This is a genomic window from Aridibaculum aurantiacum, assembly GCF_017355875.1.
Taxonomy (GTDB): Bacteria; Bacteroidota; Bacteroidia; order Chitinophagales; family Chitinophagaceae; genus Segetibacter; species Segetibacter aurantiacus.
This window is the reverse complement of sequence record NZ_JAFEWC010000001.1, coordinates 79,747-92,661: the sequence shown is the minus strand read 5'-3', so window position 1 is coordinate 92,661 and position 12,915 is coordinate 79,747. Positions and strand designations below refer to the sequence as shown.

At 43.4% G+C, this 12,915-nt stretch carries 8 protein-coding genes; 1 reads left to right on the top strand and 7 read right to left on the bottom strand.

Translation table 11 applies throughout. From position 1 onward, the window contains the following. Positions 1-7: 7 nt before the first annotated feature. The 7 genes from J4N22_RS00350 to J4N22_RS00320 all read right to left on the bottom strand — a co-directional run bounded on the left by J4N22_RS00350 (position 8) and on the right by J4N22_RS00320 (position 12,203). Positions 8-685 (bottom strand): ABC transporter ATP-binding protein, encoded by a 678-nt coding sequence (locus tag J4N22_RS00350; RefSeq protein WP_207491520.1) that lies wholly within the window; start codon positions 683-685, stop codon positions 8-10. A gap of 216 nt (positions 686-901) precedes the next feature. Then, positions 902-1,333 (bottom strand): nuclear transport factor 2 family protein, encoded by a 432-nt coding sequence (locus tag J4N22_RS00345; protein WP_207491518.1) that lies wholly within the window; start codon positions 1,331-1,333, stop codon positions 902-904. Positions 1,334-1,425: 92 nt separating this feature from the next. Further along, a complete protein-coding gene (locus J4N22_RS00340) occupies positions 1,426-3,810 on the bottom strand; it encodes an ABC transporter permease (RefSeq protein ID WP_207491516.1) in 2,385 nt (794 codons plus the stop codon). A 28-nt stretch (positions 3,811-3,838) separates the two neighbouring features. Further along, positions 3,839-6,223 (bottom strand): ABC transporter permease, encoded by a 2,385-nt coding sequence (locus J4N22_RS00335; protein ID WP_207491514.1) that lies wholly within the window; start codon positions 6,221-6,223, stop codon positions 3,839-3,841. Positions 6,224-6,339: 116 nt separating this feature from the next. After that, on the bottom strand, positions 6,340-8,760 hold the full coding sequence (locus tag J4N22_RS00330) for an ABC transporter permease (protein WP_207491512.1): 2,421 nt from the start codon (positions 8,758-8,760) through the stop codon (positions 6,340-6,342). 98 nt (positions 8,761-8,858) lie between these two features. Then, positions 8,859-11,309 (bottom strand): ABC transporter permease, encoded by a 2,451-nt coding sequence (locus J4N22_RS00325; RefSeq protein WP_207491510.1) that lies wholly within the window; start codon positions 11,307-11,309, stop codon positions 8,859-8,861. A gap of 216 nt (positions 11,310-11,525) precedes the next feature. Then, on the bottom strand, positions 11,526-12,203 hold the full coding sequence (locus J4N22_RS00320; RefSeq protein WP_207491508.1) for an ABC transporter ATP-binding protein: 678 nt from the start codon (positions 12,201-12,203) through the stop codon (positions 11,526-11,528). Positions 12,204-12,505: 302 nt separating this feature from the next. Between J4N22_RS00320 and J4N22_RS00315 the strand changes: the two genes are divergently transcribed. Next, positions 12,506-12,856 (top strand): four helix bundle protein, encoded by a 351-nt coding sequence (locus J4N22_RS00315; RefSeq protein WP_207491506.1) that lies wholly within the window; start codon positions 12,506-12,508, stop codon positions 12,854-12,856. The last annotated feature ends 59 nt before the right edge of the window (positions 12,857-12,915 follow it).

Sequence of the window (12,915 nt, the reverse complement as noted above, 5' to 3'; positions counted from 1 at the left end):
TCTACTATTAAACTGGTACCGCGGTTTTTTCTATTCGTCCATCCAGCAGGTTGATGATGCGTGATCCATATTCTGCGTTCTTCTCAGAATGCGTTACTTGAATGATGGTCACACCTTCTTTATTAATCTGTGTGAACAGCTCCATGATCTCTTCGCCTTGTTTTGAATTGAGGTTGCCTGTGGGCTCATCTGCAAGCAGCAGTTTGGGCTTAGCAATGAGTGCACGTGCTATACCAACCAGCTGTTGCTGCCCGCCCGATAGCTGCGAAGGAAACAGGTCCTTCTTGCCAACGATGTTGAACTTGTCGAGCATGTCGGCAACCATCGCTTTACGCTCCGTTCCCTTCACGTCCTGGTAGAGCAGCGGCGTCTCTATGTTTTCGTAAACAGTAAGTTCATCAATGAGGTGGTAAGCCTGGAACACGAAGCCTATGTGCGACTTGTGCAGTTGCGTACGCTGTTTCTCCTTTAGCTTGAATACATCCTGCCCCATGAAGTTGTAGCTGCCTTCATTGGGCTGATCGATCATGCCGATGATGTGCAGCAACGTAGACTTACCTGAACCTGACGGTCCCATAATAGACACGAATTCTCCTTCGCCTATGCTGAGGTTGATGTCTTTTAAAATGAAGTTGGGTCTGCCGCCCTGGTTGAACCATTTGGATATGTGTTGGAGTTGGATCATTTGTTTGAAGTTTGAGGTTTCGGGTATGGGGTATGAGGATTGAGGATTGAGCGTTCAAGGTTTAAATTTTCAGTTCTTGATTATATATGCTTTGGGAATTGCATGAGGTTGGAATATTAGTTGTCAATCTAGAAGTCATAGGCTACTCACAACTCACCATTCACAATTGACAATTCACCATTCACTACTCACCATTCACCACCCACTAGCCACCAATCACTTCTTCGGGTGCTCTTGCCAAAGCACATTTATGATCGTCCACTTGCCATTGTCTTTGTACAGGTGGAAGTAGTCGATGCCCCAGTGTGCAACGAGTTTGACTGATGCGATCTTGTCAAGCACATCAAACACTACTACCTGCTTTGGCATCTTGTCGATGTCTTTCTGGTTGCTGCTCCATCGCTTTGTTAGTCGCACAAGTTGATCGTAGCTCATGGTCGCATCACGCACGGTATCGTTGCGGGTGTAGTAACCGCGCTTCGCTAAATGTTTAGCCACGCTGGCTTCTATCATACTTGTATCTGCAGTGTAAACACCTTCTACATAATTGAGCACTGCACGTTCTATAGCTTGCTTGTCAGTAGTAGACTGTGCTTTTGTAATGCAGCACATCGACAGAAGGAAGAGGCTACAAAGAATGAATTTCATGGTTATATTTTTTAGCTTTTTAATTGATAGGTCTCTTATTCTTAGCCACTACCTTTCAAAATTCAACATCCTCTCACCTCGCACCTCATACCTTACTCTGTTCTTAAACTCTTAATTGGATTCGAGACACTTGCTTTAATGGCATGGAAGCTGGTGGTGACTGATGCAATAAGGAATGCAATAACGCCTGCTGATAAGAAGATCCACCAGCTGATGGTAGTGCGGTAAGCAAAGCCTTCTAACCACTGGTACATGAAGTACCATGCGATGGGTGCCGCTACTAAAAATGCAATTGCAACCAACAGCAGGAACTCTTTCGACAGCAGGTGCACAATGTTTGGGATGCTTGCGCCCATCACTTTTCTTATTCCTATTTCTTTTGTTCTCTGAATGGTGCTGTAAGCGGCAAGTCCTAATAAGCCGAGGCAAGAGATGAAGATGGCCAGCACTGCGAAGTACAGGAACAGGGTACCAAATCTTTCTTCACCTCTATACTGGCGGTCAAAAAATTCATCTAGGAAATAATAGCTGAATGGCCTGTGCGGCATGATCGTCTTCCATGTGTTTTCTAAAGCAGCAATTGTAGCAGGCAGCTGTGCCGATGACACTTTTATTGAAAGCAAATCGCTGCGGCTTGGCTCAATGCGCATAGATAGCGGCGCAATGTTCTCCTGCAAAGAGCGGTAATGAAAGTTCTTAACTACACCAATGATGGTACCTTCCCTGCCCCACTGGCTGAAGCGTTTACCAACAGCATCCTTGGCGGATGTATAACCAAAGAATTTTACTGCAGCTTCGTTGATCACCATAGCTTGTGTGGTATCAGTACCGAAGTCACGGGAGAAGGTGCGTCCTGCGATAGTCTTCATTTTGAACTGCTCGATGTATTCGAAGTCGACAAAGTACAGGTCGACATTCGCTATCTGCATTTCGCCTTTAGCATTTTCTATTTCAGAATATGCTTTTGAATTACTACCACCCGGTATACTGGAAGATAGCGCTGCAGATGTAACCTGCGGTAACTTTTGTAGCTCCTCTTTTAAGGCAAACTTGTTGGCATTACCATGCGTATCCAGCACGATCACCTGGTCTTTGCTAAAGCCAAGATCCTGGTTGCGCATGTACTTCATTTGATGATACACTACTATGGTTCCAATGATTAGAGCGATGGAGATGGAGAACTGAGCAACCACCAGTCCTTTTCTTAACATGATGCCTCTTGTGCCGGTAGTGAATTTTCCTTTAAGAACGATAATCGGCTTGAATGCAGACAGCACCAATGCAGGATAAACACCAGCCAACAAACCAATAGCTATTGAGGCAGCCAGCAACAACAGCACGTGGTTTATATTCGAGAAGATACCGGTGCTCACTGTCTTCCCCGCAAGCTCGTTGAACAGAGGAAGGAGAAGTGCAGCAATACCGATTGCTATAACAAATGCCAGCAGCGACATCACCAGCGACTCACCAAGGAACTGGTTTACCAGCTGGTTCTTCTCAGCACCAACTACCTTTCTTATGCCTACTTCTTTTGCACGTTCTGCAGAGCGGGCAGTAGTAAGGTTTACGAAGTTGATGCAGGCGATGAAAAGGATGAATACTGCAATGATGGAGAAGATGAGCACATTGTTCCTGTTGCCGTTCTCGAAGGCATCGTCACGTTCTGCGTTCATGTAAACATCTTTCAGTGGCTCGAGGAACAGCGTGTAGAACATCTGGTTTTCTTTCATCAGCTTGCCTGCGCGTTGCTCAAGGAAAGCAGGAAACTTCTTCTCCAGTTGTCCTGGGTCTGTGCCGGGTTTGAGTAGCAAGTAGGAAACAGCGTCGAAGTTGCTCCATTGCTCATCCAGCCCCGGTGAAAATTTTTCTGTCAGCGTAGCCATCGACACCAGCACATCCGCCTTCAGGTGCGAGTTCTCAGGAAGATCTTCCATCACACCGGTAACAATAGCATTGAACTCGCTGCCGGTTACCACCACCGTTTGCCCGATGGGATCTGCATTTCCAAAATATTTCTTTGCAGTGGTTTCAGATAACACCAGCGATAGTTGCTCTTTCAGTGCAGTCTCTGCGTTGCCTTTTACTAGTTTAAAATCGAATACCCTGAAGAAAGAAGAGTCCGCATACAGCACACGATCTTCCTGGAACTTGCGATTGTCTTTCTTGATCAACATGCTGGTGGCATTAACGCGGACGAACGCTTCTACTTCAGGGAAATCTGTTTTAATATTTGGTGCAAATGGCCATGCTGTTATGCCTGCATGTATTGTTTCACTTGGCGTGATCACGTCAGTAAGAACGCGGTATATCCTTGACGACTTAGAGTGAAAAGTATCATAGCTCTTCTCAAAGGTGACGTACATGAAGATGAGAAAGCATGCAGCCATTCCCACTGCCAGTCCGGCAATGTTGATGAAAGAAAATGCTTTGTTCCTCCACAAGTTCCGCAATGCGATCTTCAGATAGTTCTTAATCATGTTGGTTATTTAAATGTTTTTGCCTGGCCTATTCTGAACGTAGACTTTTAACTGGATTAGTAAAAGAAGACTTGATAGCCTGGTAACTAACAGTGATCAACGTAATAGCAATAGCACATACACCTGCTGCTATAAACATCCACCACTCGAGGTTGATGCGGTAAGTAAACTCGTGCAGCCACTCATTTGACAAGTACCACGATACCGGAACAGCAATGACGAAAGCAATAGCTACCAGCTTCAGGAAATCTTTCGTGAGCAAGCGAACAAGATCGGAGATAGAAGCACCAAGTACTTTGCGAATACCTATTTCCTTGGTTCGTTTTACCAGCTCGAATGCACTTAGTGCAAACAAACCAAGACATGCTAGCAGGATGGCCAATGTAGAGAACGTGGTGAAGACAATGCCTGTTTGCTGCTCAGCCTTGTACATTTCCTGGAACTCTTCATCAAGGAAATGATACTCGAAAGGACGGTGGCTGATGCGCGACTTCCATGTTGTTTGCAGGTGGTCAATTGTTGCTTTTAAATTTTCACTTGAAACTTTTACCAGCATTACCTGCGCCATCCTGTGATCAAGAAAGATGAGTAGTGGATTGATTGTCTCGTGAAACGACCTGAAGTGAAAGTCTTTAATCACTCCACGCACTTTGCCTTCACGATTTTTAGCTACTATCTTACCTACTGCCTCTTCTGGGGTCCAGCCTAAGGCTTTAGCTGCAGCTTCGTTTAGGATGTAACTGTACTTGCTGTTGGGTCCGCCAGTGGTATCAAAAGAAAGTACATCAGCCTGCGTGAAGTCGGAGCCGGCAATTACCTGCATGCCCATCGTTTTTACAAAGTCTTCGTCAACAGGAATGGCATTAATGGTGATCGATTTATCCTCGCCTTGCTTCCGAAGCGCATCGCCCCAGCCGATATGCGTAGGCGCTTCATATGCAGCTGCTACTGATACTACATTAGGATGTGCAGTAAGTGCTGGCTTTAGGTTCTGCATCATCTTTTTCACCTCTTCGTCTACCGGCAAAACGATCACCTGCTCTTTATCATAGCCGAGATCTTTTGTCTGGATATAATCCAGCTGCTTTAGTATAACAATGGTTGACGTGATGAGGAAAATGGAGATAACGAACTGTAGGATGATCAATGACTTTCTTAATCCTGCACCACCTGAAGTAAAAGAGAAGCCACTCTTCAAGATCTTGATGACTTTGCTGCTTGATAACACCAAGGCAGGATATGCACCTGCTGCAAAGGCAACCAACATGCTTAACACAACAAGCCCTCCAACTACTACGGGATTTAAAATATCAGCAGCCTGCAGTTGTTTGCCTGCTACATCGTTGAAGAAGGGTAGTAGCAGGTAGGCAGCAGCAAAGGCGATAACAAGTGCGATAGCAGTAAGCACAATTGACTCCGCAATAAACTGGTTGAACAGTTGCTGCTTTCGTGCGCCTAATACTTTGCGGATACCTATTTCTGCAGTACGACTTGCTGACTGAGCTGTGCTCAGGTTTGTATAGTTAACGCAGGCAATCAGCATGATGAGCAATGCCACTACAGCTAGTATATAGATGTAGATGATATTGTTGTTTGGTTCGAAGCCATCGAGCTTAGAGTGCAGGTGAACAACCGTAAGCGGCTCCAGCTTAAACGTCATGAACTGGTCACCTTCTACTTTAAATTCTTCTTTTGCTACCCTCTTCGCGAATGCATCAATCTTGTTCTGAAGAGCCGCAAGGTTGTCGGCTGAGTTCAATAACAAGTAAGTGATGTAATTCGCTTCATTATAATTTTCTGTTTTAGCTGCAGACAGTGTAGTAAATGAAGCAATGAAATCAAATTGCAACTGCGAGTTAGCGGGCGCATCAGCAGCAACACCAGTCACTTCAAGTTGCTTCATACCCACCTTCAGAACTTTACCAACAGGATCTTCGTTGCCAAAATATTTGCGTGCAGTTGTTTCGGTCAGCACCACTTTATCTGGTGCATTCAATGCTGTTCTTGTATTGCCCTTCAGCAGAGGAAAAGAGAACATAGAGAAGAATGCTGAGTCTGCATACACGAAACTTTTTTCTTCAAACAACTTGTCTGCATAACCAACCACTCGACCATACTTCAGCGTTCTTACATAGCCTTCTACTTCAGGAAAAGTGCGCTGAAGCTGAGGGCCTACTTTTGTACCTGTTGTAGCCGTTTTAGTATCAGCGTCACCAAAATTGTACTCCCACGTTACCCGTGCTATGCGATCTGCATTCGCATGAAACCTGTCGTAGCTCACTTCGTGCCAGATGTACATACCAATCAGCAAGCAGCAGGCAATGCCAATGCTAAGGCCTGCAATATTTACGAAGGCATACAGCTTGTTCTTGCGCAGGATACGTATCGCAATGGTCAAATAGTTTTTAAGCATGTTCTTCGTTTTTTAGTATCCATCTTGATATTCTTTCTCGTAAACTCCCCTCATTGCTTTTCTAAACCTCACACCTCATACCCCATACCTCACACCCCATACCCCATACCCACACCTCATTCCGTTCTTAAGCTCTTCACCGGGTTACTTACAGCAGCTTTTATCGTTTGAAAACTCACTGTTATTAATGCTACCACAACTGCAGCAATGCCTGCAACAGCAAATACCCACCAGCTGATGCTTATACGGTACGGAAAGTTCTCAAGCCACTTGTTCATTGCATACCATGCTATAGGAAATGCAATGATGGACGAGACAAGTACGAGCACTACAAATTGCTTTGAAAGCAAGCCCATGATGTTGAGCACACTTGCTCCCAGTACCTTTCTTATTCCTATTTCTTTGGTGCGCTGCTCCGCACTAAATGCAGCGAGTGCGAACAAACCCATAGAGCCTACTATGATGGCCATCAAAGTAAATATCCACAGCAGGCTGCTGAGCTTCTGCTCGCTCTCATACATCTTGCCATAGGTCTCGTCCATAAACTTATAGTCCAAAGGAAAGCCGGGTGAAAATCTATTCCACGTATTGTTGATGTGATCAATGGTACTCTTGATATTGCTGGTGCTGAGCTTAGCAGCTACTTTAAGTGCAACAGGAGGATAGATCTGGATGACAGACGCTGTTACTTTCTCATGCAGGCTCTTGTAATGAAAATCCTGTACTACGCCGATCACCTTTCCCTTCTTTACAGGGTCGCCAGGATTGGCTCCCCACTTGGGCCAGTAGATCGGTTGCCCCAATGCTTTTTCAGGTGTATCAAAACCAAAGTCCTTTACTGCTGTTTCATTTATAATAAATGCCTCATCTACATCGGTCGTCATTTCTTTAGAAAAATCTCTCCCTGCAATGATTTTGAAGCCAAGCGTTTTGATGTAATCATGATCGCCGATGAAGAGCTTGCTCGAAATGCTTTTCTCACCGTCCTTACCAGGGATCTTCACGCCATCACCTGCGAATTGATCACCTGGTAAACCATAACCAGCGGTAACAGAAAGTACATTCGGGTTGCTCTTCAACTCGCTCTTGAAGGCTTCTAATTTATCAGCTACTTCACCTCTCATCTGGAAGTAAATAACTTGTTCGTTGTTGAAGCCGATATCCTTGGTGTTGAGGTAGCTCATCTGCTTGTAAACAATGATAGCTGAAACAATGAGCAACGCAGACAAAGCAAATTGCACCACCACAAGTCCCTGCCTTATCCAATTCGTACCGCCGGAGGGCGACGTTGGCTTCATGCTTTTAAGCACCTTGATCGGTTGGAAGCCAGACAACACCATCGCAGGATAGATACCTGCCAGCACACCAATCACAACTGCTGATGCAAGTATCGTAAGCAATAGAAGCGGGTTTGTGAAAAGGTTGAACTCGATATTCTTGCCGGTAAAATCATTCAGCAGCGGAACAACAAAATAAGTAACTGTAGCAGCAAGTATAACAGAGATAACAGACAGCAAAATTGTTTCGCCTATAAACTGAACGATCAGTTGTTTCCTATCTGCACCAATAACTTTCCTTACACCAATTTCCTTCGCTCTTCTAAATGATCGTGCCGTAGCGAGGTTGATAAAATTGAAGCATGCAATAATCAAGACAAAGATGGCAATGATGCTTAGACCTTTTACATACGAGGCATTTCCCCGAACAGCATTGTCATACACAAAGTCAGCTGAGTTGAGGTGTATATCGTGCAGGTGTTGGAAGTAAGGCAGGAACGTTGTATTGTCGCTCTCCAATGTTGGCCGCACCTTTTCTACTACATGCGCCTGGAACTTCTCCTGTAGTTTATTCACATCTGTGCCCGGCTTCAGTTTTACGTAACTGTAGAACTGGCTCCATGTCCACTTTTCCATCCTTTCTGCAGGAAGCGTAATTGAAGGCAAAGACATGACGTATCGGAAGTCGAGGTGGAAGTGTGATGGCATTTCAGCTAAAACACCTTTTACCGTAAAGTCTTCATTGTCGATTTTTATTGTCTTACCAATTGGATTGTTGTTGCCGAAGTATTGCTTCGCCAGTTGTTGATTGAGTACAATGGTTGAAGGTGCTAACAATGCAGTTGCTGCATCACCAGCCGCGAACTTCAGAGGGAAAACGGAGAAGAATGATGAGTCAACGAAGATGCCCTTTTCTTCATAAGCTTTGTTATCTCCAACTTCTAAAAGGTACTTATCATTTATCATCATGATTCGAGCAGTAGCCTCTACCTCAGGAAAAGTGCGTTGCAGGAACGTCGCGTAAACAGGAGCACCAACTGCCATGTACGATGTGTTGCCACTCTCTTGTCTTTCGGTGTACACGCGGTACACATTCTCCCCACCGGGAATAGATTTATCAAACTGTTTTTCATCCCAAACAAATAGCCCTATAACGAAACAGCCAATGAGGCCGATGGTGAGGCTGAGGATATTGATGGCTGAAAAGCCCTTGTACCGCATCAGGTTGCGGATCGCTGTCTTGAAATAATTCTGGAGCATATAAAATTTCGTTTTTGATCGTTGTCGACTACAGCAGCATTGCCTATAATTTTACCTACTTATGTTTTTCATTTAACTCTTGCGTAGCTGCATTCACTTTATTCGGTTCTTAAGTTTTTGGTTGGATTAGCAAGTGCTGCTTTCACTGATTGGAAGCTGATGGTAATAAAAGCAATGGCTACAGCAAGTACAGTAGTCAGCGCAAATACATGCCAGGTGATAGTGGTGCGGAAGGCAAAATTCTGAAGCCATTTTTCCATTGCCCACCAGGCGAGTGGTGATGCTATAACTACCGCTATAAAAACCAGCTTCAAGAAATCAACTGACAATAAACCAACAACACTGCTTACGCTTGCACCCAGTACTTTTCTTATACCTATTTCTTTTGTTCGTTGCTCTGCGCTAAATGCAGCAAGTGCAAACAACCCAAGACACGAAATGAGTATAGCGATCACTGTGAAGTAGTTGATCAGGGTCGCTTGTCTTGCATCCTTCTCATAGTTCTTCTGGAAGTCAAGATCAAGAAAACTATATTCAAAAGGCTCATTTGGATTTAGCTTTTTCCATGTGCTTTCAAGTGATGCAAGTGACTGATCTATGTGAGCACTTTTTGCATGCGCTATCATGTAATTGAAACCAGCAGTAGGATACATACGAAAAGCAAATGGTTGAACTGCTTCATGCAGGTCCTTGAAGTGAAAGTTCTTAACAACACCCACAATGGTGAATTGCATTTGCTGTCCATCCCAATCGGAAGCAAGCCACTTACCTATTGCATCTTCGGGTGAAGCAAAACCAAACTCTTTAATGGCTTCTTCATTTACTACAAAACGTGTGAGCGTATCAGCAGTAAATTCAGGTGAGAACAAACGACCAGCAACAGGCTGTACTCCCAGCGTTTTTAAAAAGCTATCATCTACCAAATTGATGAACACTGTCTTCGAATCTTCTGCTGTTTTACCTTGCCTGTACATTAGCCAATCTTGTACATTGTCGATTCCAGGATAATACATAGAAGAGCCGATGGAGCTAATATGAGTACTACCTGCTAACTCAGATTTAAAAGATTGACGGGCTGCTTTAGCAGTAGCTGTTCTTAGTGGAATAATGATCTGTTGGTCTTTCTGAAAGCCTAGATCTTTAGAACGCATGTACTTCATTTGCGAAGCAATAACAACCGATGCAACAATTAGCGCAATAGAAATAACAAATTGAAAAACCACCATGCCTTTGCGTAAACTAACTGCAGCAAGCGAATTGGTAAACTTCCCTTTCAACACCTTTATCGGCTTAAAAGAGGATAAGTAAAATGCAGGATAAAGACCAGCCAGTAATCCTGTTATGACTGCAAGAGCAAAAAAGCCAACGAACAAAAGCGCATGCTGTTGGAAATTTATCATCAGTGATTTTCCGGAAATGTTTTCAAACAAAGGCTTGAGCAATTGCGCCAGGAGAAAAGCAATGACCATTGCTACCAGCGACATCAGCACAGCCTCACCGAGGTATTGATTTACTAGTGATCTTTTCTCTGCGCCCAGCACCTTTCGTACTCCTACTTCTGCAGCACGTTTAGAAGATTGAGATGTAGCAAGATTCATGAAGTTGATGGATGCGATGAGAAGTGTAAGCAGTGCTATAGTTCCAAGTATAAAGAGGCTTCTCTTACTTCCACCGGGCGTTACATTTTCTTCAATGCCTGCATGTAAATACACATCAGCAATAGGCGTAAGTAAATAGTTGCGTTGCCTTCCCATTCCTTTCAACTCTTCGCCCATGTGCGTATTGATGAAAGCTGGAAATTTAGCAGCTAACTTCCCTGCATCAGTTCCAGGCTTTAGCAACATGTAGGTATAAAACATGTTGTTGTTTACAAGGCTTGGGTTGTTGTTCGCCATGTTGTCCATGTTGCCACCCCTGAATGTGAGAACAAATCGTGCATCAATATGAGTAGGGTTAACTGGCTGTTTATATACGCCTGTCACCCTGTAATCATGATCCCCGTTTGTGCTGCTGCTAACGCGGATTACTTTATTTAAAGCAGGTTGGTTGCCCCAGATTTTAGAAGCTATTTCTTCGGATAAAACAATGGAAGATGGCTCCATCAAAGCTGTTTGCGGATTACCTTCTTTGAAATCATAGGTAAGGATTTGAAAGAAACCTGAGTCTGCTAAATATCCTTTTGTTTCATAAAATGATTTGATGGCACTACCAGCTTCTGTTACTTGTAATAGTGTTTTATCATCCCTGTACAGGCGCATCAGTCGCGCAGTTTTATCTATTTCGGAAAACTCCTGCTGCATCAGTTTACCCACACCACCTGATGTATTACCAGCAATTTTGCTTTCACCTTCCTGCATGAAGTCTGTGTTCAATTGAAAGATCCTGTCTTTGTTTACATGGTACTGGTCGTAACTCAGCTCATGCATGATGTAAACCGAAATCAACATGCAAGAGGTAAGACCAATAGCCAAACCAAAGATGTTGATGAAAGAAAGCGTCTTGTTCTTCACCAGGTTTCGGTATGCAAGCTTCAGGTAGTTTCTAAACATAATCTTCGTATTGTCAGGGGTATGTTCTTTGTGTTGCCAGGCGGCACGCAAGCTCATATGCTAACATGTAGTGCATATAGTAAAACGGATACATTCACTAGTAGCTACTCCACATTTGCTTGTGGTAAAAATGATTTTCTGTGTGTGATTATAAGGAAGGTTAGGTGGCAAGAATTTACTTGCAAATCCCTTGTTCGTCAGCTTTGAATCAATTTCCTACACCATGATATTTTCGAGCACCGTTTGTCCATCCAGCATACGAATGATGCGATGGCTATAACGTGCATCATGCTCTGAGTGTGTTACCATAACTATGGTTGTTCCTTGTTCGTTCAGATCGGTTAGCAGTTGCATTACTTCATTACCGTTTGATGAATCAAGATTACCGGTTGGTTCATCCGCGAGAATAAGTTTAGGATTATTTACCACTGCTCTTGCTACAGCTACACGCTGTTGTTGTCCGCCTGAAAGCTGTTGTGGATAATGATTTCGACGATGCATGATCTGCATTTTGTCAAGTACGTCTTCTACACGCTTCTTCCTGTCTGGCGCCTTTACACCCAGGTAGATCAGAGGAAGTTCTACGTTTTCAAATACTGTTAGCTCATCAATCAAATTGAAACTTTGAAATACAAAACCAATGTTGCGTTTGCGCAAATCAGCGCGCTTCCTTTCGTTGAAATGTGCCACTTCCTGGCCGTTGAACTTAAAGCTTCCGCTATCTGGGTCATCAAGTAAACCAACGATGTTAAGCAGTGTAGACTTACCACATCCAGAAGGTCCCATTACAGCTACAAATTCACCTTCGTTCACTTCGAAGTTTAGCTTATTAAGAGCGATGGTTTCTACATCTTCAGTACGGTAGACTTTTTCGAGTTGAGAGATAGATATCATTGAGTTTAAAATTTTGGTTGTCAGCTATCAGCTATCAGCCTTCAGCTACTAAGGAGATCATTTAATGTCGTTGAATAAATAAAAGGGATGAATATCTAAATCGTGCGTTTTTATTTCTGGTAGTTGTATTGACTGCTTATTCTGATAATTTGTTCCTTGTACGGTACATGCCATCACAACAGGAACAATAGCATTAATTAATACCATTGTTAATGATACTTGTAATAGCTTTTTCATAATGCTGCATTTATTGTTGATATAGTAATCACAGAAATCTATTTTGTATTTCTAAAAGATTTATAATGAGAAATTTTCAACAGCTTGAATTTTGGAAAAGAAGTCATCTATTAACCCTCAAAATCTACCGCCTCACCCAAAACTTTCCCAAAGAAGAAACTTATGGTCTTACCTCCCAGATGCGCCGCTCATCAGCATCCATTTCTACTAACATTGCTGAAGGCTGCGGCAGGCATAGCAATGGAGACTTCAAAAGATTTCTAATCATTTCCACTGGCTCATGTTCCGAACTTCACTACCAGGTCTTGCTAAGTCATGACCTAGGCTACATTGATGAAATCACCTACAAAGAACTTGATGAAGAAATCATTCAGCTTAGGAAAATGATCTATAGCTACGCTGACAAACTCGACTGAAATAACAAGTTGATTTTACACCGCGTACAAGCTCATTTCTTAACCTTCCTTCTGAAAGC